Genomic DNA, 22,366 nt, shown 5'->3' on the forward strand with positions numbered 1-22,366 from the left:
AAATAGGGGGAAGGATGAAAAATAGAAAGAGGTTATTTTTATTAGTAATGATATTAAATTTTATTATGGGGACATTAGCAGTAGCAAATAGTAGAAAGCTAGTTACTATAACTGATAATGTAGGAAGGCAGATAGACATTTCAGTGCCTGTAGAAAGAGCAGTAGTGACTCTAAGATATAACAATGAGTTGATTAGAGCTTGTGGAGCGATAGATAAAGTAATTGCTGTTGACATGAATACAGCTCAAGATAGGGAGTATTGGAGTAATTTTAATGTAGAAGATGTAGTAGGTAAAAATCAAAAGAGCTTAAACTATGAAAAAATAATAAAATTAAAACCTGAAGTAGTTATTTTACCATCTAATGGAGTTTATAAAGAAGCAGAAAAAAAATTAGCTCCTTTTGGAATAAAAGTAATTGTGGTATCTGGTTATGACACCAATGATTTTCATAACCAGGTTAAGAATATTGGGATAATATTTGGGAAAGAAAAGGAAGCAGAGAAGTTTGAAAGATATCATAATGAACCATTAGAATATATTCAGAAAAAATTAAAAGGTGTAAAAAAAAGAACTGTTTATTGGGAAGATGCTAAAGATTATTATACATCTTTTCCAGGGAGTTACTACTATAATATGATTGTAGCTTCAGGAGGAGAGAATGTATTTGAAAATGTAGGTGGGAAAGTAAATGTAGCTCAAGTAGATTCAGAAGCTGTAATTAGTAGAAACCCAGATGTAATAGTAAAAAATATAAGTTTAAAAAGTACAATTAAAGGAACAGGAGTCTATCAAGCACCATCTAAAGAACAGATGGAAGAGGCCGTTGAAAATATAAAACAGAGAAAAGCTTGGAGTGATATAACGGCTGTGAAAAATAACGATGTATATCTAATGTCACAATTTGGACATGGAGGAGCTTCTAAGATGATTGGAGCCGTATACATGGCAAAATGGATATATCCAGATATATTAACAGATTTGGATCCAGATGAGATATTTAGAGTTTGGTTGGAGGAATATCAAGGGTTCAAAGACATAAAAGGACATTTTTATCCAAGTATTGTAAATAATAAATAATAGAATGGGAAGAGGAAATGAAAAGAAATTATGTATATGCAATTATTACTTTATTAATACTGTTATTTTTAGGGATTTCAATGGGAAATGAATGGATAAATATTTTTAAAGTAGATTCAAATGAATTAAATATTTTATATTATCTAAGGGGACCAAGGGTTATTTTTTCAGTTTTAACTGGAATGGGCCTAGGTCTTTGTGGAACATCTATGCAAGTTATTACTAGAAATCCTATGGCAAGCCCATTTACATTAGGGGTATCTTCAGCTGCAGCATTTGGAGCAGCATTGTCTATAGTTATATTTGGAGAAAGGGAGTTATATATTATTTTAGGAGCTTTTTCAGCTACTATGATATGTGCTTTAATCATTTATTTTTTAAGTCTAAGAAATAAAATAGAATCTATAACTATAATAATTATTGGGATAGCCTTAAATTATTTTTTTGCTGCTCTAACTTCAACATTACAATATATTGCTTCAGAGGAAAAGCTGTCTTCTATAGTAAAATGGACTTTTGGTAGTTTTAATGGGGTAGAATGGAGCAATGTCTATGTTGTTTTTATTTTTTTAGTCTTAGTATTTATTGTATTTCAAAAGAAAGCTTGGAGACTAAACCTAATTTGTAATTGCGATGATGACTATGCAATTACTTTAGGAGTTAATGTAGGAAGGGAAAGGTTGGTTATAGGGTTATTGTCTTTAGTTTTGACTGCGAGTATTATTTCTATGAGTGGAATAATAGGTTTTGTTGGGTTGGTAGCTCCTTATATATCTAAAAAAATAGTAGGGGAAAATCATAAATATCTCCTAAGTTATTCTATGTTGATGGGAGGGATATTAGTTATATTATCCGACACAATTGGAAGAACTTTATTTAGTCCTTTAATAATACCTATTGGAATTATTATGAGCTATGTAGGAGTTCCTATACTTATACATCTAATATTAAAAAAAGGAGAAGAAAATTGATAGTAAAAGATTTATCGTACAACTATAAAACAGGATTCTCCATAAAGAACATCAATTTTCAGGTGAAAGAAGGGGAAATATTAGGTGTTTTAGGATCTAACGGGAGTGGTAAAACTACCCTTATAAAAAATATAATTGGTATAAAAGAGGGAGAAGGAGAAGTGTTTTTTAAAGGGGAAGATTTAAAGAGGCTCAATTTAATAAAAAAAAGAAGAAAAATAGCTTACGTTCCTCAAGAGTCTCAAACTAATAATTTAACAGTATATGAAACTATTATGTTAGGGAGGATTCCATATATCAAATATAATGAGACAATGGAAGATAAAAAAATAGTAGATGAATTGATAATGAAATTTAATTTACAAAAGCATAAAAATAGAAAAATGAGTTCATTAAGTGGTGGGGAAAAGCAAAGGACTTATATTGCTAGGGCCTTGGCGCAAAACTCTGAAATAATAGTAATGGATGAGCCAACTAGTAATTTAGATCTTTCAAATGCATTTAATATTTTAAAAATAATAAAAGAAGTTATTAAAAAAAAGAAGATGAGGTGCTTAATTATAATTCATGACTTAAGTTTAATAGGGAGATTTTGTGATAAGTTATTGTTATTAAAAAATGGTAGACAGATTCACTTTGGAGATAAGGAAAGCACTTTTAAAAGTGAAATTTTAGAAAATCTATATGAAGTTAAGGTTAAAGTTACCAAGATTAATGAGGAACATTTTATATCTCCTCAAGAATAGAAATTATCCATTACTTATCTTCCAATAAATATATATTATTAGATTTATAAAAAAGCAGCCCTTTGGGCTGCTTTTAACATTTCACTACTTTTTTAACTATAATTCCAGGATTATACATATATACATAGGCTGCAATAAAAGCTGTCACTGGAGCTACGATTAGAAGAGATGTAGTTCCTATAAGGGTTTTGGCAATCTCAACAGAAACTAATTTACTGTTTAAAATTGTGTTTAAAGATAACCCTCTATCAACTAAGAGCATCATCATTGTGATATTTCCCCCTGTATAGGCTAATAATAAAGTCGTAGACATAGTTCCTATTACAGCATTACCTATATTAAACCCCGATTTAATTAATTGTTTTTTAGTTATATTAGGTGAGTTCTTTTTGATCTCTTCCATACTTACCGCCATATCCATAGCAATATCCATAGCTGCTCCCGAAGCACTTATTATTATCCCGCTATAGAGAATTTCTACCAAGTTTATGCTGAAGTTCCCTGCCGCTATTAGAGCTTGTGACATAGGCATAGTTAAACCTGTAAATGATAAAGAACCTAGAAATAATCGTGTCATTAGAAAAGCAGCAATCAGTCCTGTTATAGTGCCTAAAAAGGCGACGCCTCCTTTCTTGGAAAATCCTGCTACTGAAAATACTATTATTCCTGTTAAGATTGAAATAAATATAAATGTAGTTATCATGGGGGAATCTCCACTTAAAATTCGAGGAATAAGTTGATAATATATCATTCCAATGGCTGCCAAAAAGGAAAGTAATGATTTAAATCCTATTTTTTTAGCATATAGTACTAGGAATATAGAGAATATTATTAATAGTAATAATAGTGAAGGCACTCTATATAAAGAAATAGGAGTGATTATTAGTTTATTATTGTTTTCAACTATTGAAACTAATGCTTTATCTCCAACTTTATAAAATTCATCATATTCTGGACTTCCATTTAAACGGTTTAAAGTTTTTATCTTTTGATTTTTTCTATCTTTTGACAATATTTCTAATCCTAAGATTTGTGATCCTATTCTAGAAACTCCTCTATGTATTAACTGTTCGTTGTTTACATTAGTTATTTTAGCTATATATTCATTTTTTTCTAGTATATTCTCCTTTGAAAAATACAATAACATAGCTATTATAAAAGAGAATAATATAATATTGTGGTTTTTCATTATTGCTCTCCTTTGTAGATCTATTAATTATAAAGTTTTATCATTTCTTTTCCAATTTCTGTATTATCTTTGAAACCTCCAAAAGCTTCAGATCCTTGACCTATTGCCGATAAAGGTATTTGTGATCCAGTATGATCAAATGTAGTGAATCCTACACCTGCTCTTTCATTTAAAATATGTGATGCTGCAATTGCAGTTGGATTATATCCACCATATAAACTTTCATTGTCAACATTTTTATCTTCAGCATCCATTGCGCTTATCATTCTAGATCTTTCATCTGATGTTAAGTTATTTAAACCTAAATTAGTTTCTAAGAACTTCATATATTTTTGTCTATCTCCTGTGTACATTTTCTCAAGAGTACCATTAATAGAAACCTTAACATTTTTTATTACATCAAGATCTAATGGTTTACCAGATCCGTACCCCATTCCTAATCCACCTGTTTCATGATCTCCAGCTACAACTATAAGTGTATCTTCTTTATGCTTGTCATAGAACTCCATAGCTACTTCTATAGATTTATCAAAAGCTAAAGTATCATATATAGTTCCTGCCACATCATTAGCATGTGATGCATGATCTATTCTTCCACCCTCTACTACCATGAAGAAACCGTCTTTATCTCTTGCTTGTAGCACTTCTATTCCTTTATTTGTAATATCTGCTAAAGATGGTTGATCTTTTTGAGTATTCATTCTGTCTACTTCGTATGGAAGGTGTGATAGTGTTAATGCTGCAAATACTTTCTCATTTTTACTAGGTTTATAATTTATAAAATCTTTAGAAGAAGTTTCACCAATAAAAGTTTTATAGCCATTGTTTCTCATTTCAGTTAATAAACTCCCGTCTTCTCTTTTTGAACCTGTTGTACTAGAAGAAACGAAATGTCTATATCCTCCACCTGCTATGAAATCTACATTTGATTTTGAGAAATCCTCTGCTATCTCATTTTCATTTCCTCTACTTATATTTTTAGCTACATATGCTGCAGGAGTTGCATGAGTAATTCTTGTAGTACTTATTACTCCAATTGCTTTACCGGCTTCTTGTGCATAGTCCAAAGTACTCTTTAATTCTATACCGTTTGGAAGAACTGCAATCATTCCATTATTTGTCTTTTCTCCAGTTGCTAATGCTGTGCCTGCTGCTCCTGAATCTGTAACTAGATTATTAACTGAGTGCGTGGTGTTTAATCCTGCTACTGGCATTTTGTTCATAGTTAGTTTGTAATCATCGCCTTTATCCTGCTGAACAAAATATTCTGCCATCTGCCTTTGGGAAGCTCCTAATCCATCACCGATAAACATAAATACATACTTTGGTGCAGCTAAAGCCATCACCGATACCCAAAAAAATATTACTCCACTCAACAATTTTTTCATTTTTCCCTCCTGTTTTTTATTTGTATTTGTTTCTAGAATTACTATAACAAAAGCATGTAAAAGGAGGAACTATTTGAGGTAAAGATGATGTAAAATTAAATTTTTCATATAAATTTTTTTTTTATAAAAAGGGGAAAAAAAATTCACCTAAAATATAGAAATAATAGCTATATATTCTTTATAATTTTATAGATTGATTTTGTTGACAAAAGTAAAAACTAGTAGTATAATGTGCATCGTAATATAAAATTAAATACATTGTTTGACTTGAAATAGTCGATTCAATGGTGCTGTGAGAGTGTCGTTAGGCAGAATTGTCCATCTCATTGGTGCTACAGGAGTATCATTAAGCTAAAGCTCATCCTGTGAATTGATATTTTAAGTTGAACCTTTAGGGGTCAACTTTTTAAAGTTGGCCTTTTTTTTGTGTTTATATGTTTTTAGGAGGGAAAAATGAAGAGAAGTTTTTACAAAACGTTACTTATATTGGCACTGCCAATAACAATTCAAAGTTTAATATTGGCATCTGTAAATATGGCAGATGTATTTATGATTGGGAAATTAGGAGGAATGCAGGTGGCATCCTTAGGTTTAGCTAATCAAATAGTATTCTTGATGACAACATTTATAATGGGAGTGAATAGTGGAGCAGCTGTATTTATTGCCCAATACCATGGGAAGAAGGATTATTCTAAGGTGAAATATATCGTATCTATATCTACTATACTGAGTATATTGATGGCTCTATGTTTTTGGTTTATTTCATATATTACACCGGAGTATATCATTGGACTCTATACAAAAGATCCAATGGTTATAGAAACTGCATCAAAGTATCTTAAGGTAGTAGCTTGGTCATATGTGGCTTCAGCGGTATCATTTTCATTTTCTATATTACTCAGAGGATTAGGAGAAAGTCAGCTACCTATGTTGACAAGTTTTTTATCGTTGGTGGTAAATATTGTATTAAATTACCTACTCATATTTGGTAATTATGGATTCCCGGAATTAGGGGTAGAAGGAGCTGCATTAGCTACATCTATAGCTCGTGGAATAGAGTGTGTAGTGGTAGTAGCAGTCATCTATAGAAGAAGGTACCCGATAGCTATAAAACTAAAGGAATTCTTTAGTTTTGATATGGTAGTATTAAAATTATTTGTTGTGACTGCAGGAGCAGTTATCGTAAATGATATCTTATGGGCATTGGGACAGACTGTGTATAGTGCTGTCTATGGTAGGATAGGAACAGAATCATTAGCTGCGATAAATATAGAGAATAGTTTTGAAAGATTAGCGGTAGTAGGAATAATTGGATTTGCTAATGCAGCTACAGTGATGATAGCTCATAAAATAGGACAGGGAAAATTAGACGAAGCTTATTCTGATGGGAAGAAATTTTATAAAGTTTCATTCGGGTTAGCACTTCTTTTAGCAATTCCTCTAGCCTTACTTTCTTCTAAATTAGTTGGGATGTATAATGTAGATGAAAATGTATTGAAACTTGGTCAATATACATTGATAGCATTCTGTATATCTTTCCCATTTAAGGCTCTCAGTATGACTAAAATGGTAGGAGTTCTAAGAGGTGGAGGAGATACAAAGTTCGCCATGGGAATAAATCTTATAGCCCTATGGATGGTAGGGATACCTGGAGCAATATTCGCAGCCTTTTATTTAGGACTTCCTATATATATAGTATACTTGGCTACTTTAGCAGAAGAGTTTGTACGTATTGTAATTGGAATGAAAAGGTTTGTAAGTAAGAGATGGATAAATAAGTTGGCATAGAATAAAAAATATAAAAACAGGCAGCCAACGGCTGCCTGTTTTTATATTTCTATTTTCCTATATATTTTTAGGTAGAACTTTATTTAAAACTACTCCTACAATAGCGGCTACTGCTAGACCAGATAGTGAGATAGTTCCCCATAAAACTACATTACTGATAGCTATTCCTAAAACAAAGATAAGAGATGCAATGATTAAATTTCTTGAGTGAGCAAAATCTAATTTAGCTTCAATTAACGTTCTTACTCCTACACTTGAAATCATTCCGAATAAGATGATAGATATTCCCCCCATAACAGGAGTAGGGATTGTCTGTAGAACAGCACCAAATTTACCTATAAATGATAGTGCGATAGCATATACAGCTGCGATTCTAAGGACTGCAGGATCATAAACCTTGGTAACGGCTAAAACACCTGTATTCTCACCATAAGTTGTGTTAGCTGGTCCACCGATTAATCCAGCGAAAAGTGTAGCGATACCGTCTCCTAACATAGTTCTATGAATTCCAGGTTCTTCGAAGAAATCTTTTCCAACAACGGCTCCGTTAGTTGTGATATCTCCAATATGTTCTATAAATACTACTAGAGCTATAGGAGCTATTGCGATAACAGATGTCCATGAAAATTTAGGTAGAGTTGTAAGATCTTTTAAAGCACTGTCTGTAAATCCAATCCATTTAGCATTAGCAATAGGAGTAAAATCTACTAGTCCAAATAAAACTGCTAATGTGTATCCTACCATAACTGAAACAAGGATGGGAACTAATCTAAAGAATGATTTTTCTAAGACTGAGATTATTACCATAGTAGCTACTACAACTAGAGCAATAATTAAACCTTTTGGTTCAAATTTACCATTACTATATCCAATCATATTTAAAGCAACCGGACTCATTCTAAGACCAATAACCATGATGATAGGACCAACAACTATTGGAGGGAAAAATGATTTTACTTTTTCAACACCGAATACCTTAATGATTATAGCCATTAAAATGTAGATAAAACCTGCTGATATAACTCCTGCTTTTACAGCACCAATACCGTCGTGCTTTAGAACTAAAGAGATAGCTCCAATAAACGCGAAACTAGAACCTAAAAATACAGGGACAACTTTCTTTGTACAAAGATGAAATAATAGTGTACCTCCCCCTGCAGCTAATAGTGCGATAGATGGGTTAAGTCCAGTTAAGAATGGTACTAATACAGTAGCCCCAAACATAGCTAGTACATGTTGTAACCCCAGTAAATATTTTGTCTTTCCATTAATTTTATGCATTTTTTTCTCAATCCTCCTAATTTTTTTTCAAAAAAAAAGATAGTAAAATCTATCTTTTAATCAATTTATTTATAAATTTTTCCTTATTGACAATAAACCTGTCATGGAAACAACTTCCTACGATAGTTTCTTCGTGGATAACAACAATTTCGAAAGAAAGTTTTTTCCCATCGATCTCATTTAATGTAGCAATACAATTTAATTTATCTCCTACCAAGTTAGCTTTTAGATGTTTAGCGTTTACAGATATACCTACTGTGGTATTTTCTTTATCCAGGTATTTTTCAACACTAAGAAATGCAGCTTTTTCCATAAAAGCAATTAAATTTGGAGTAGAAAAAACATCTAATCCGCCAGATTCCATTTTTATGGCAGTTTCCGATGAATTTATAACTTTTTCTAATGTGTAAGATAGATCTTTTTTTAACATTGTATTACCTCCTCTACTTTAAACTTTCGAAATTATACTCTATTTATTTATAGATGTCAATAAATAAAAAAAAGAAACTCTTCAATGAAGAGTTTCTTTAGAGTTTGTCTTAAGCTACAGAAAATATATTTTCCTGAAATTCTTTAGATTTAGTAATGGTGAAATTAACAGTTTTTCCAATTAAGAATGAACAGATTACAGCATAAATAGCTGTATCAAACCCTAAGAAATAAGCACAGATTAATATTACAATACAGTCTGCTACCATCATTACATTTCCTACAGGAAATTTGAAAAGTTTATGAAAAATTTGAGCTACAATAACTGTTCCTCCAGTGTTACTACCAAAAGCTACAGCCAGTCCGATTCCAATACCGATACAGACAGCTCCTGCAACAACAGCGATAAATTTAAATGTTAAACCATCAGAAGAAGGATGAACAAATCTTAAGAAACTATGTGTAAACCATTCATAGAATGGAAATAATATAAGTGCGTATGTAGTAGTAAGAGCATATTTTTTTCCTATAATAAGAGCACCTAAAATAAATACAGGAATATTAAGTAATAACATAGCCTGACCTATGGAAAAATTTGAAAAAAGCGTGTTTATTAAAATTGCCAGTCCTGTGAATCCTCCAGCAGTAAACTTTGCAGGGCCTAAAAAGTTAGTTATACCCATTGCTGCTATAAAAAATCCTAGATTAATAAATAAAAATTCCGTTAGATGTTTTTTTCTTTTTGACATTACTTTACTCTCCTTTTGTATAATTATTTTAGTCTTAACAATACATTGTATACTATTTTCTAGGTATTGTAAATGGAAAAGTTAAAATATTTTAACGTACATAAAGGGGGGACTAAGAGTTGTAAAATTTGGTATTTTTAAAATAAATAAAATCTGTTGAATAAGCTTAAAATTAGAGATATACTAGTAATAAGAAGAAACTAAAAAAAGAAAATTAAGATCAAAAAAATTCATTACAAGTAGGCTCAAATGATCAGAAACGTCGTGAATATTTTTTTGATAGTATAGAAAATTAGAAAACCTTAATTGTGTTTGTTTGGATGCAGCTTCACGTTGCTTTTTTAATTGATAGAGAAAAAACATGGGGAGGATAAAATATATGAAGAAAAGGATTTTAATATTAACTGGAATTTTGGCACTGGGGATAGCGAGTCACCTCTATATGAGTCAAAATTATATAAAAAAAGAAAAAAAGATAACTTTACAAAAAGTGGATGAAAAAAAAGTTAAAGCAGATGAAAAAAAAGCCCAAATTAAGGAGGTTGCGATAAAGGTGGAAAATAAATATAAATGGAATTTAAACGATATATACAATGACTGGTCAATGTGGGAGAAAGATTTTACCCAAATGGGAAAAATGATGAATAAAATAGATGGATATAAGGGGGAAATTTCTAAAGATCCTGAAACTTTTACAGAATTTTTAAAATTACAGGAGAAGGTGGATATCCTATCCTATAAGGTTTATCTATATCCAAATATGAAAAAAGATTTAAACGGGGCAGATCAAAAAGCCGGGGAAAATCTCCAGCGTATTATAACACTCTTTAGCCAGTATAGTACTTCTACAGCTTGGGTGACACCAGAAATTTTGACAATCCCAAAGGAAACCATGGCCAGCTGGATAGAGGGGAATCAAGATTTAAAACCATATGAATTTAACCTAATGGAATTATATCGACTGCAAGGACATATATTGGATGCAAAATCAGAAAAATTAATCTCTTATTACGGTCAGTATCAAGGAGCTCCTAAGAGTATATATTCGGAGTTATCTACTACCGATATTAAATTTGGTGAGGTAGAATTCAACGACGGAACTAAACTGCCTATGACTTATGGAAACTATAGTAAAATTATGGCAACTAACCTGGACCAAGGGGAAAGAAAAAAGGCTTTTGATATTCATTATAAAACTTTTGAAAATTATAAAAATACCTATGGTGCAATCTATAGAAGTTCATTACAAAGAGATTTTGCAGTGGCTCAAACGAGAAATTATAACTCTACCTTGGAAGCTGCTCTGGAAAAAAATAATATACCCACTTCGGTATATGAAAATCTAATAGAGGTTGCTAAAACAAATAGTGAACCACTGAAGAGATATGCCAGACTCAGAAAGAAAATACTAGGATTAGAAAGTTATCATAGTTATGATGGTTCGATTCCATTGGTTGATTTTCAAAAAGAATATGAATATGATGATGCCAAACAATATGTATATGATTCTATAGCTCCCTTAGGGAAAGATTATGGAGCTAAGATGAAGACAGCCATAAGTGATGGCTGGATAGATGTATATGAAAGTAAGGGTAAGAGGAGTGGTGCATACTCTGTAGGTGTATATGGTGTCCATCCATATATGCTCATGAACTATAATAAGACTTTGGATAATGTATTCACACTGGCTCATGAATTGGGCCATACTATGCATACTCTTCTTTCTAGTGAAAACCAGCCATTTGCAACCCATGACTATACTATATTTGTAGCTGAAGTAGCTTCTACATTCAATGAGAGGCTGTTACTCGACCATATGCTGAAAAATACCGTTGATCCCAAGGAAAAGATCGCATTATTGCAGCAAGCCATCAGGGGGATAACTGGAACATTTTACTTTCAGTCGCTTTTGGCAGATTATGAGCTCCAGGCACATAGGTTAGTGGAAGAGGGGAAACCTGTAACGCCAGATGTACTGAGCGAAATTATGGCTAAGTTATTCAAAGAATATTATGGGGATTCAACAGAAACTGATAAGATAATGGAAGTTCTATGGGCTAGGATACCACATTTCTTTAATTCTCCTTATTATGTATACCAATACGCCACTTGTTTTGCTTCATCGTCGGTATTTTATGACAGGATAACCAATGAGAGTTATAATGCGAAGGAGAGGGAAGAGGCTCTAGAAAAATACCTTACCCTTTTAAAATCAGGAGGGAATGACAACCCTATGAATCAATTGAAAAAAGCAGGGGTAGATCTGTCTAAGAGGGAGACTGTAGAAGCTGTTACCAGGGATTTAGATAAACTTTTAGATCAATTAGAAGAGGAAATAAATAAACTTAATTAAGAAATATTGATTAAAAAGGACAGATAAAATCTGTCCTTTTTTAATGTTTAGAAAAACATAAAAAATTATAGTTTGGAAAATTTGACCTATAACTCTTTAGTATGGATTTTAATAAAAAAAGACGAGAAATTAATCTCGCCTTTTACTGTATAATTATTAATTACATATAGATTCCGATTCCAGGTCCGATAGGTAATCCTAACGACATCCATACAATTAATAAGATTGACCAACCAATTAAGAATGCCATTGAGAATGGTAACATGATAGAGATCAATGTTCCCATAGATCCTTTTTTGTCATATTTTTGCATGAATACGATGATCATTGCAAAGTAACTCATTAATGGAGAGATTATATTTGTAGTTGAATCTCCAATTCTGTATGCTAATTGTGTAAATTCAGGAGTATATCCTACTCTCATTAACATTGGTATAAATACTGGTGCTAAGATAGCCCATTTTGCTGAAGCTGATCCCATGAATAAGTTTAAAATTCCTACTACTAAGATAAACCCAATGATTAAAGGTATACCTGTCATTCCTGTAGCTTCTAATAAACTTGCTCCTTTAACAGCTAAGATAGTACCTAAGTTAGAGTAGTTAAAGAAAGCGATAAACTGTGCAGCGAAGAATACTAATACTAAGTATCCAGACATAGTTGCCATAGATTTACTGATCATTCCCATAACATCTTTATCAGATTTTATAACTCCTATAGACATACCGTAAGCTAATCCTGGTACAGCAAAGAATAATACGATGATAGGAACTAATCCGTGACCTAAGAAATTTTTACCTAATACGAAGTATAACGGTACTAAACAGATGATTAAAGCTATAGTTGCTAATCCAGCAGCTCTTAAACCTTTCTTTTCTACAGATGTAACTTCATCAAATTCTAAAGTGTCGTCCCCTTCATATTTTCCTAGTCTAGGTTCAACGATTTTTTCTGTAACAAACCATCCAATGACAGCTATTAAGAATGTAGAAACAAACATGAAGAAGTAGTTTGCAGTAGGTGCAACTTCATATGCATGGTCTAAAAGTCTAGCTGCTTCTGTAGAGATACCACCTAATAATGGATCTATTGTACCGATTAAAAGGTTCGCTGAGAATCCTCCTGATACACCGGCAAAGGCTGCTGCTAATCCTGCTAATGGATGTCTACCAAATGATAAAAATATTAATGCTGCTAATGGTGGCAATACTACGTAACCAGCATCAGATGCAACATTTGACATTATTCCTAAGAATACTACCATTACAGTAACTAACTTCTTTGGAGTAGAAAGTGCTGTTTTCTTTAATAAGATTGCCATTAATCCAGATCTTTCACATACACCGATACCGATGATAGCTACTAAAACTGTTCCAAGAGGAGCAAATCCAGTAAAGTTTGTAACGATATGTGTGAAGATATAGTTAAGTCCCTCTGCATTCATCAAAGATCTAGTTTGGATAACCATGTTTTCCATTTGCATTGTTTTTCTATTTATTCCTTCAAATTCAACTGACCAACCTAATGCTGCTCCTATTCCAGATATAACGACCATTACAAGTGCTAAGATACCAAATAGTGTTGCTGGGTGTGGTAATGCATTACCACCTTTTTCAATTACGTTTAAAAATTTGTCAACGAAACTAACTTTTTTCTTGCTTTTAATTGTTGATGTACTCATACATTCCTCCTCGAGTTTTTAATTAATAAATTTAGTTTTTTATTAGAATTATATTAGGAGTATAACTTAGATAAAAGAGAAAGTCAAATAATTCGTTTTGAAAACAGGATGAAACTGTCTATAAGAGAACATGGAAGTGATATAAAAGGGTTTTGTTATAAAAAAATAGTATTATTTTTGGTTATGGTTGTTTTTTAGAAGTATTTTTTAGTAACTAAAATGTTTCTAAAATAATGGTTAAAATTAAATAAAATTAATAAAACTTTGATTTTAATAAAAAAAAGACAAAATAAAAAGGTCAAATCTTAGAAAAAAACAGATTTTATTGCTTAAATTAAAACTTTGATCTATAATTTACCTATAGAAAAGAATTAGGTTTAAAGTAAAAAAATACACTTTAGGTGTTTTTTTGTGATAAACTGAATTATAGATAAAATAATAAATATTAATGATGAGGTGTAAAATGAAAATGATATTAAAATATATAGGGAAGATTATTTTGTTTTTTTCAAAACAAGTATTCCAAGCAGCCTTAGTGGTGATAATATTTTTAGCTATTATAGCAGGAGTATTAACTGCTACTTTAACTGAATATAAAAAAGAAGTTGTAATTGAAAAAAATACATATCTAGAACTTGATTTTTCTAAGGGAATGATTGAAAAAGATGGAGGAGGGTTATTTAAATTAGAAAAATCTTTAAATCTATACCAGGTATTAGAAGGAATTAAAGAAGCTTCTAAGGAACCTAATATAGATGGGATATATATGGATATTGACCGTGTAGATCTTTCAGCTAACCATATAGAGGAAATTGGGGAAGCGTTGGATAAGTTTAAAAAAAGCGGGAAAAAAGTATATGCATTTACTAGAAATATAAATAATCAAAATTATAGATTGGGGATATATGCTACAAAGATAGTTATGCCACCGATTCAATCGGCTATGATTGATTTGAGTGGGTATTATAGGGAATTTAATTATTTTAAAGGATTAGCAGACTATGTGGGTATAAAATTTAATGTAATACACATAGGAAATTATAAAGCTTACGGAGAGCAGTATTCGAAAGGTAAGATGTCAAAAGAGTTTAAAAAAGATATTAAAAGGGTATATGACAGAGTATATAATGATAGGATAGAAGAGATCTCTAAAAGAAGAGATATAGAAGAAATTGCAATGAATAAAGCTGTATTAGATGGAGAACTGGTTATGAGAAATCCAATATATGGAGAAAAAATAGGTCTTATAGATGGACTCAGTTATCAGAGCGAATTTGATGAAAAATACGAAGTGGGAAATAAATTATCTTTAGAGGATTATTTGACTACCATTAAAAAGACTAAGAAAAAAGAAAAAATTGCTTTGATATACGCTTCTGGAGACATAGTTTATAGTGGCGGCCGTGAAAGTGAAAATAGCATAGATATAGAAAGTATGAAAAAAGAGTTGAAAAAAGCAGACGAAGATGAAGAGGTAAAAGGAATAGTGCTGAGAGTTAACTCTCCTGGTGGTTCTGCTCTTGCTTCTGAAATAATCCATCATGAAATCTCTAAATTGACTAAACCTGTCTATGTATCTATGGGAGGAGTAGCGGCATCAGGAGGCTACTATATATCTTCAGGGGCAAAACGAATATTTGCTACAAAATCAACTATAACAGGGTCTATAGGTGTGGTATCTATAATTCCTGAGATAAGTGGATTGGTAGAAAAAACGATGATCAATATAGAAAGGGTAGAAAAAGGAAGGTATTCTGGAATGAATTCGTTGACGGCAAAGATGACACCGGGAGAAAGTGAAAAGATAAGGGTATCTAGCTTAGGGATATATGATGAATTTAAAAATAGAGTAAGTACAGGAAGAAATATTCCTTTAGATAAACTAGAAGGTATTGCAGGTGGTAGAATTTGGTTAGGAGAAGAGGGAATAGAGAATGGACTGGTAGATGAAATTGGCGGACTTGAAACCACTATAAAAACTCTAGCAGCAGATTTAAAATTAGCAGACTACCAAGTGATTGAAATAACAGAGAAAAAAGGGATGTATGAAATTATATTGGGGTATAAAAATATATATAGTAAAGTGAGGAGTTTTGTAAACGCGCCTATGATAGAATCTGTACGATTTGAGGCGAAAAAACCACTTTTATTGATGCCCTATGAATTTAATTAAATTATTGACACTGTCCTAGGTAGATATGCTATACTTTTAGGAAGTAATAGTCATCTGTAAAGGGTATAACCAATATTTTTACGAATGAATATTTATTTCATAGATTAGAAATATTGTCATAGAGAAGCAAGAAATGCATTTAAATAAAGAGAATGAATAAAGGGAGGAACAACAATTGGTTAGAAAAATTAAATCTAAAGGAAATAAAGCGGCAGGAAATCAAGGGGATATCTTAAAGCAGGCTCAAGTAATGCAACAAAAAATGTTAGAGATCCAAGAGGAATTAAAAGGTAAAGAATTAGAAACTTCAGTAGGTGGAGGAGCAGTAAACGTTAAGATTAATGGACAAAAAGAGATCCTTTCAATAAATATCTCAGATGAAATCTTAAAGGAAGCAGTAGAAGATAACGATAAAGAGATGTTAGAAGATCTTATCGTATCAGCAGTAGCAGAAGCAATGAGACAAGCTGAAGAATTAGCAGAAAAAGAGATGTCATCAGTAACTGGTGGAATGAATATTCCAGGGTTATTCTAAGAATAACTTCAAATTATATCTAAAAGAGCTTTCGAGCTCTTTTTTTTGTACAATATTATGTTGTTTTTTTTGATTTACTGTGATTATTTGCTGGGAATATAAAAAAGTTGTGCTATAATATAGTGGTATAACTAAAATTTATAATCAGTAAGGAAATAGGGAGTGAATCGATGAAGGAACAGAAAAAATATAAGATATTTGGATTGCTGATCTACTATATCTTAAGAGTTTTATCTAAAACTTATAAAGTTGAAAAGATAAGCGCAGAAGGAGTTATGGATGAAAATGCAGTATATGTTTCTTGGCATAATAAAATAGTTCCCATTACTGTGATTATGGATAAATTAAAGAAAAAAGCTGCTCTTGCTAGTGCTTCTAAAGATGGTGAATTAATCAGTGTACCCTTGGAAAAATTTGGGTATAAAGTAGTCAGAGGTTCTAGTGGAAGAGATGCAGTTAAAGGCCTTTTGAAGATGGTTAAATTTTTAAAAGATGGATATATTGTAGGAACACCAGTAGATGGGCCAAAGGGACCTGTATATAAGGTTAAGCCTGGTATGTTGTTTTTAGCTCAAAGATCCGGGAAAAAATTGGTTCCAATTGGTGCTGCATCTAAAAATAAATGGGTATTTGAAAAAACTTGGGATAAGATAGAACTACCTAAGCCGTTTTCTAAGATAGTTTGTATATTGGGAGAGCCTATAAGTATAGCACCCGAGGAAGACCTAAATGTAGTGGCATTGAAAGTAGAGAAAATCTTATTGGAGTTAGATAAACAGGCAGAAATTAAATTAAACAATTAAAAATAATAAATATTAAAAATAGAAGGAGAAATATTATGAGTAAAAATTTTTATGTAACAACACCTATATATTATGTAAATGGAGATCCCCATGTGGGAAGTGCTTATACGACTATAGCAGCAGATGTATTGGCTAGATATAAAAAAACAATGGGATATGATGTATTTTTCTTGACTGGTTCAGATGAACATGGTCAAAAAGTTGAGGAAAAAGCTATTGAGATGGGATACACTCCTCAAGAGTGGACAGACAAGATGTCAGTAAGATTTAAAGAGATGTGGGAAAAATTAAATATAGATAACAATGATTTTATTAGAACAACTGAAGATAGACATAAAAAAGCAGTACAAAAGATCATTCAAAAAGTATATGACAATGGGGATATATATAAAGGGTCTTATGAGGGGAAATATTGTGTTTCATGTGAAACTTTTGTTCCTGAAAATCAAATCGTAGGAGAAAATGGATGTCCGGATTGTGGTAAAGAACTAGGAGTAGTAAAAGAGGAGTCATACTTCTTTAAAATGAGTAAATATCAAGATATGTTATTAAAACATATAGATGAAAATCCTGAATTTATCCTGCCAAAAAGCAGAAGAAATGAAGTTATATCTTTCATAAAGCAAGGATTGATGGATCTTTCTATCTCAAGAAATACTTTTGACTGGGGAATTCCTTTAAAGATAGATGAAGAACATATTACCTATGTATGGTTTGATGCACTTACAAATTATTTAACTGCTGTAGGGTATGAAAATAATGAAGATATGTTCTCTAAATTCTGGAAAGATGGAGAGATAGTACACCTGTTAGGAAAGGATATATTAAGATTCCATGCTATAATCTGGCCTTGTATGTTATTAGCTGCTGGGGAGAAATTACCAGAGAAGATAGTAGCTCATGGATGGTGGACTGTAGCAGGAGAAAAGATGTCAAAATCTAAGGGAAATGTAGTGGATCCTATTGCAGAAATAGAAAAATATGGTGTAGATGCATTCAGATACTTCCTACTTAGCGAAGTTCATTTTGGAAGTGATGGAGACTATAACACTACAGCTATGATCAACAGGGTAAATGCAAACCTATCTAATGACTTAGGAAACTTATTAAATAGAACCTTAGGAATGTATAGTAAGTATTTTGGTTCAGTAGTTGAAGCGGGAGAAGGCCATGAAATTTATGATGATGAAATTAAGGTATTATGGGAAGAAACACTGGCAGAAGTAGATAAATATATGAGTACTGTTGAATTTTCTAAGGCTTTAGAAGCTATATGGAAATTTGTATCAAGAATGAATAAATATATCGATGAAACTATGCCTTGGGCTCTAGCTAAAACTGATGAAGGGAAACCTAGATTAGCAGTAGTATTGAAAAATTTAGTGGAAGCATTGAATAAAATAGCGGTAATGGTATATCCATATATTCCAGAATCAGCTTCTAAGATGTGGGAACAATTAGGAATTGATGGGGATATAAAAACAGCTAAGGTAGAAGATATAAAAGCATGGGATATCCTAAAAGCTGGACATAAATTAGGAGAAGCTACTCCTATTTTCCCAAGATTGGAAAAACCTGTAGAAAAAGTAACGTTAGAGATAAATAAAGATTTAGTTATTGAAAACCCTATTGAGATTACTGATTTTGAAAAAATAGAGATGAAAGTAGTGGAGATATTAGAAGCAGAATTAGTAGAAGGTTCTAAAAGATTGATTAAATTCAAGGTAGAGACAGGGTCAGGAATCAGACAAATAGTATCTGGAATAGCTAAGACTTATAAAAAACCTGAAGAATTAGTAGGGAAAAAAGTTATGGCAGTATTGAACTTAAACTCTGTAGAGTTACAAGGAGAAATATCACAAGGGATGTTACTGACGACAGTTGAAAAAAAGAGAACTAAATTAATCTTTATAGATGAAGCTGTAAAAGTAGCTAGTAAGATAAAGTAATATACAGATTATTTTCCAAAAAATCCCACAGTTTTATAGATTGAATAAACTTATAAAATTGTGGGAAAAAGAAACTATCGAGTATGTGGAGGTAAAAAAATGAGAAAAATTACAAAAGCAGTTATACCAGCAGCAGGATTAGGGACTAGAGTATTGCCAGCAACAAAGGCTCAACCTAAAGAGATGCTGACTATCGTAGATAAGCCATCATTACAATACATAGTTGAAGAATTAGTAGAATCTGGAATAACAGATATTGTTATAGTAACAGGAAGACATAAGAATTCAATAGAGGATCACTTTGATTATTCTTATGAAGTAGAAACTACTCTAGAGAAAAAGGGAAAATTAGAATTATTAAATAAGATAAAGGATATATCTGATATGGCTAATATATTCTACGTAAGACAAAATCATCCTCTAGGATTGGGACATGCAATCTTGAAAGCTAAACCATTTATAGGTGATGAGCCATTTGTTATTGCTCTAGGTGATGATATTATGTATAATGATGAAAAACCTGTAACTAAGCAGCTTATTGAAAATTATGAGAAACACGGTAATAGTGTAATAGGAGTTCAAGAAGTAGCAGATGAAGATGTATCTAAATATGGGATTGTAAAACCAATTAAAAACCTAGATGAAGATACTGTGTTGATGGAGGACTTTATAGAGAAACCAAATTTAGAGGATGCACCTTCTAAGATGGCTTGTTTAGGGAGATATCTGTTGACCAGTGATATATTTAAACATCTAGAAAAGCAAGGGGCAGGTGTAGGTGGAGAGATACAACTTACAGACTCAATCTTGGCTATGATAAAAGATGGAAACGATATAGGAGCATATAGATTTAAGGGTAAAAGATATGATATTGGGAGTAAACTAGGTTTACTGAAAGCCAATATAGAGTTTGGTCTGCGTAACGAAGAGACAAAAGACGGGCTGAAAGAATATCTAGAAACAATAAAGTTATAATAAAAACAAGGGGTGTAGAAGGGATAAAACCCTCCTATACTCTCTTTTTATTTTAAAAAAAGTGTTTGATATGGTATAATTATGAGTAAAAATACGAAGGCGGGTGGATAAAAATTGAATATTAACCAAATAGTAGCAGAAGAGCTAAAAATTAAAGTGGAACAGGTTGAAAATACGATTAAATTGTTGGATGAAGGGGCTACAGTTCCTTTTATCTCAAGATATAGAAAAGAAATTACAGAAAATTTAGATGAAGTAGTAATAAGAGAGATATTAGAAAAGATTACCTATTTGAGAAACTTAGAAAAGAGAAAAGAAGAGGTTATAAAATTAATAGGCGATCAAGGTAAGTTAACAGAGAAGCTTAAAAAATCAATTTTAGGAGCTAAAAAATTACAAAAAGTGGAAGATTTATATCTACCATATAAAAAGAAAAAGAAAACTAAGGCTGATACAGCAATAGAGAATGGTTTAGAACCTCTAGCTATGTATACAAGAAAATTAGGAATAACATTGAGTGATATAGAGGAAGAAGCAAAGAAATATATCAATGAAAATATATTAGAAACAAAAGATGCTATAGATGGAGCTAAATTAATCTTAGCTCAAAATATAAGTGAAAAAGCTAAATACAGGGAAAATATAAGGGAAAGAATGTTAAAATTTGGTGAAGTTAATACAACTTTAGTCAAAAAAAATAAAGACTTAGATGAGAAAAAAACATATGAAGATTACTATGAGCATATAGAAAATGTGTCTAGAATGCCATCTCATAGAATATTAGCTGTAAATCGTGGAGAGAAAGAAAAGATTATCTCAGTATCTATAAAATTAAATGATAAAACTAAAGAGATGGTAGAATTTCATCTATTGAGTGAATTTATAAATAGAGACCTAAAAGAATTTTATTTAGATGTAGTAAAGGATGCTTTAAGCAGACTTATCTTACCATCTGTAGAAAGAGAAGTAAGAAACATCATGACTGAAAAAGGTGAATTAGATGCCATTAAAATATTTAAAGAAAATTTAAAGAACCTACTTTTACAACCACCTCTACATGAGAAAAATATCTTAGGGTTAGACCCAGCTTATAGAACAGGATGTAAAACTGTTGTTATAAATTCAGATGGATTTTACCAGATGGATGACGTATTATACCTGGTAAAGGGAATGCATAATCCAGGGAAATTACAGGAAGCTAAGAAGAAGATATTAGGGTATATACAAAAGTATAAGATAGATATTATAGCTATTGGTAATGGAACAGCATCTCGTGAAACAGAAGCCTTTGTAGCAGAACTACTAAAAGAGGTCAAGGAAGATGTGAAATACCTCATTGTAAATGAAGCTGGAGCTTCGGTATATTCTGCATCAAAAATTGCAGCAGAAGAATTCCCTGACTTTGATGTAACGGTAAGGGGAGCTATATCTATAGCTAGAAGAATTCAGGATCCGTTAGCAGAATTAGTAAAGATAGATCCAAAATCTATTGGTGTAGGGATGTACCAGCATGATGTAAATCAAAAGAAATTAGAGGGTTCTCTAGGAGATGTTATAGAGGGAGTAGTAAACTCAGTTGGGATAAATGTAAACACAGCATCTTGGGCATTACTAGCTTATATTTCTGGTGTAAAGAAAAATGTAGCGAAAAACATAGAGGAATATAGAAAGGTAAATGGGAAATTTACTACTAGAAAAGAATTACTAAAAGTTAAAGGATTAGGAGCTAAAGCCTATGAACAGATGGCAGGATTCTTGATAGTACCTGAAAGTAAAAATCCATTAGATAACACTATAATTCATCCGGAATCTTATAAGATAGCTGAAAAAATGTTAAAAAATACTAAGACTAGTCTAGTTGAGTATAAGGATGACTTAGAAGGTGTGAGATCTAACTTGAAAACTATGAATTTAGAAGAATTTATAACCAAGGAAGAGGTAGGGAAAGAAACTGCTAAAGATATCTATGAAGCATTGATTAGGGATAGAAGAGACCCTAGAGATGATATACCAAAACCACTCCTAAAATCGGATGTATTAAAAATATCTGATCTTAAAGAGGGAATGGAATTAGAAGGGACAGTAAGAAATGTAGTCAACTTTGGAGCTTTTATCGATATTGGATTAAAAAATGATGCACTACTGCATATATCTAAATTTCAGAAAAGAGTAGTAGATATGACTAGTGAGCTGGCAGTAGGAGAGATAATAAAAGTAAAAGTAGACAGTATAGACCATAATAGAAACAGGGTAGCACTAACTAAGAAAGGACTATAA

The 22,366-nt window shown here is 31.7% G+C and carries 17 protein-coding genes; 11 read left to right on the forward strand and 6 right to left on the reverse strand.

The annotated features are described in order from the left end of the window. Positions 1-14: 14 nt before the first annotated feature. The 3 genes from K337_RS0104605 to K337_RS0104615 are packed head-to-tail and all read left to right on the forward strand — an operon-like array spanning position 15 to position 2,796. Entirely contained in the window at positions 15-1,079 is a 1,065-nt protein-coding gene (locus tag K337_RS0104605) for an ABC transporter substrate-binding protein (RefSeq protein WP_028855561.1), read from the forward strand. A gap of 17 nt (positions 1,080-1,096) precedes the next feature. Further along, entirely contained in the window at positions 1,097-2,050 is a 954-nt protein-coding gene (locus tag K337_RS0104610; protein WP_028855562.1) for a FecCD family ABC transporter permease, read from the forward strand. Then, on the forward strand, positions 2,047-2,796 hold the full coding sequence (locus K337_RS0104615; protein ID WP_037029165.1) for an ABC transporter ATP-binding protein: 750 nt from the start codon (positions 2,047-2,049) through the stop codon (positions 2,794-2,796). Before K337_RS0104610 ends, K337_RS0104615 begins: the two co-directional genes overlap by 4 nt. A 73-nt stretch (positions 2,797-2,869) precedes the next feature. On the opposite strand, the gene K337_RS0104620 is transcribed toward K337_RS0104615, so the two are convergent. After that, positions 2,870-3,985, reverse strand: coding sequence for a YibE/F family protein (locus K337_RS0104620; protein WP_028855564.1), 1,116 nt, complete (start codon positions 3,983-3,985; stop codon positions 2,870-2,872). Between the two features lie 23 nt (positions 3,986-4,008). Beyond that, the gene (locus K337_RS0104625) at positions 4,009-5,373 is read right to left on the reverse strand and encodes an alkaline phosphatase (protein WP_028855565.1); all 1,365 of its coding nucleotides are present in this window, start codon (positions 5,371-5,373) and stop codon (positions 4,009-4,011) included. 453 nt (positions 5,374-5,826) lie between these two features. On the opposite strand from K337_RS0104625, the gene K337_RS0104630 reads away from it, so the two are divergent. Then, a complete protein-coding gene (locus K337_RS0104630) occupies positions 5,827-7,161 on the forward strand; it encodes an MATE family efflux transporter (RefSeq protein ID WP_028855566.1) in 1,335 nt (444 codons plus the stop codon). A 57-nt stretch (positions 7,162-7,218) separates the two neighbouring features. Here K337_RS0104630 and K337_RS0104635 read toward each other — a convergent pair whose 3' ends face one another. The 3 genes from K337_RS0104635 to K337_RS0104645 form a co-directional block, all read right to left on the reverse strand. Then, a complete protein-coding gene (locus K337_RS0104635) occupies positions 7,219-8,442 on the reverse strand; it encodes a uracil-xanthine permease family protein (RefSeq protein WP_028855567.1) in 1,224 nt (407 codons plus the stop codon). Between the two features lie 49 nt (positions 8,443-8,491). Further along, positions 8,492-8,872 carry a thioesterase family protein gene (locus tag K337_RS0104640; RefSeq protein WP_028855568.1) on the reverse strand — a complete coding sequence of 127 codons (381 nt, stop codon included), beginning with the start codon at positions 8,870-8,872 and terminating at the stop codon, positions 8,492-8,494. Between the two features lie 109 nt (positions 8,873-8,981). Further along, positions 8,982-9,620 carry a YitT family protein gene (locus K337_RS0104645; RefSeq protein ID WP_028855569.1) on the reverse strand — a complete coding sequence of 213 codons (639 nt, stop codon included), beginning with the start codon at positions 9,618-9,620 and terminating at the stop codon, positions 8,982-8,984. Positions 9,621-9,999: 379 nt separating this feature from the next. Here K337_RS0104645 and pepF point away from each other — a divergent pair, with 379 nt between their 5' ends. Then, a complete protein-coding gene (pepF, locus tag K337_RS0104650) occupies positions 10,000-11,973 on the forward strand; it encodes an oligoendopeptidase F (protein WP_245584869.1) in 1,974 nt (657 codons plus the stop codon). Between the two features lie 160 nt (positions 11,974-12,133). Here pepF and K337_RS0104655 read toward each other — a convergent pair whose 3' ends face one another. Beyond that, positions 12,134-13,654 (reverse strand): AbgT family transporter, encoded by a 1,521-nt coding sequence (locus K337_RS0104655; protein ID WP_037029166.1) that lies wholly within the window; start codon positions 13,652-13,654, stop codon positions 12,134-12,136. A gap of 463 nt (positions 13,655-14,117) precedes the next feature. Between K337_RS0104655 and sppA the strand changes: the two genes are divergently transcribed. The 6 genes from sppA (at position 14,118) to K337_RS0104685 (ending at position 22,366) form a co-directional block, all read left to right on the forward strand. Next, complete coding sequence (gene sppA, locus K337_RS17700; protein WP_037029167.1) at positions 14,118-15,827, forward strand: signal peptide peptidase SppA; 1,710 nt, start codon at positions 14,118-14,120, stop codon at positions 15,825-15,827. Between the two features lie 175 nt (positions 15,828-16,002). Then, positions 16,003-16,362 carry a YbaB/EbfC family nucleoid-associated protein gene (locus tag K337_RS0104665; protein WP_028855572.1) on the forward strand — a complete coding sequence of 120 codons (360 nt, stop codon included), beginning with the start codon at positions 16,003-16,005 and terminating at the stop codon, positions 16,360-16,362. A gap of 170 nt (positions 16,363-16,532) precedes the next feature. Next, positions 16,533-17,165, forward strand: a complete 633-nt coding sequence (locus tag K337_RS0104670) for a lysophospholipid acyltransferase family protein (RefSeq protein ID WP_028855573.1) — start codon at positions 16,533-16,535, stop codon at positions 17,163-17,165. Between the two features lie 35 nt (positions 17,166-17,200). Then, positions 17,201-19,114 carry a methionine--tRNA ligase gene (gene metG / locus K337_RS0104675; protein WP_028855574.1) on the forward strand — a complete coding sequence of 638 codons (1,914 nt, stop codon included), beginning with the start codon at positions 17,201-17,203 and terminating at the stop codon, positions 19,112-19,114. Between the two features lie 99 nt (positions 19,115-19,213). Continuing rightward, a complete protein-coding gene (galU, locus tag K337_RS0104680; protein WP_028855575.1) occupies positions 19,214-20,089 on the forward strand; it encodes a UTP--glucose-1-phosphate uridylyltransferase GalU in 876 nt (291 codons plus the stop codon). A gap of 114 nt (positions 20,090-20,203) precedes the next feature. Beyond that, positions 20,204-22,366, forward strand: a complete 2,163-nt coding sequence (locus K337_RS0104685; RefSeq protein ID WP_028855576.1) for a Tex family protein — start codon at positions 20,204-20,206, stop codon at positions 22,364-22,366.

It is taken from the genome of Psychrilyobacter atlanticus DSM 19335 (assembly GCF_000426625.1).
Classification (GTDB): domain Bacteria; phylum Fusobacteriota; class Fusobacteriia; order Fusobacteriales; family Fusobacteriaceae; genus Psychrilyobacter; species Psychrilyobacter atlanticus.

Coding starts and splice junctions, on each gene's coding strand:
- K337_RS0104605 (WP_028855561.1), top strand. CDS start 15: ATGAAAAATAGAAAGAGGTTATTTTTATTAGTAATGATATTAAATTTT.
- K337_RS0104610 (WP_028855562.1), top strand. CDS start 1,097: ATGAAAAGAAATTATGTATATGCAATTATTACTTTATTAATACTGTTA.
- K337_RS0104620 (WP_028855564.1), bottom strand. CDS start 3,985: ATGAAAAACCACAATATTATATTATTCTCTTTTATAATAGCTATGTTA.
- K337_RS0104625 (WP_028855565.1), bottom strand. CDS start 5,373: ATGAAAAAATTGTTGAGTGGAGTAATATTTTTTTGGGTATCGGTGATG.
- K337_RS0104630 (WP_028855566.1), top strand. CDS start 5,827: ATGAAGAGAAGTTTTTACAAAACGTTACTTATATTGGCACTGCCAATA.
- K337_RS0104635 (WP_028855567.1), bottom strand. CDS start 8,442: ATGCATAAAATTAATGGAAAGACAAAATATTTACTGGGGTTACAACAT.
- K337_RS0104640 (WP_028855568.1), bottom strand. CDS start 8,872: ATGTTAAAAAAAGATCTATCTTACACATTAGAAAAAGTTATAAATTCA.
- K337_RS0104645 (WP_028855569.1), bottom strand. CDS start 9,620: ATGTCAAAAAGAAAAAAACATCTAACGGAATTTTTATTTATTAATCTA.
- pepF (WP_245584869.1), top strand. CDS start 10,000: ATGAAGAAAAGGATTTTAATATTAACTGGAATTTTGGCACTGGGGATA.
- K337_RS0104655 (WP_037029166.1), bottom strand. CDS start 13,654: ATGAGTACATCAACAATTAAAAGCAAGAAAAAAGTTAGTTTCGTTGAC.
- sppA (WP_037029167.1), top strand. CDS start 14,118: ATGAAAATGATATTAAAATATATAGGGAAGATTATTTTGTTTTTTTCA.
- K337_RS0104670 (WP_028855573.1), top strand. CDS start 16,533: ATGAAGGAACAGAAAAAATATAAGATATTTGGATTGCTGATCTACTAT.
- metG (WP_028855574.1), top strand. CDS start 17,201: ATGAGTAAAAATTTTTATGTAACAACACCTATATATTATGTAAATGGA.
- galU (WP_028855575.1), top strand. CDS start 19,214: ATGAGAAAAATTACAAAAGCAGTTATACCAGCAGCAGGATTAGGGACT.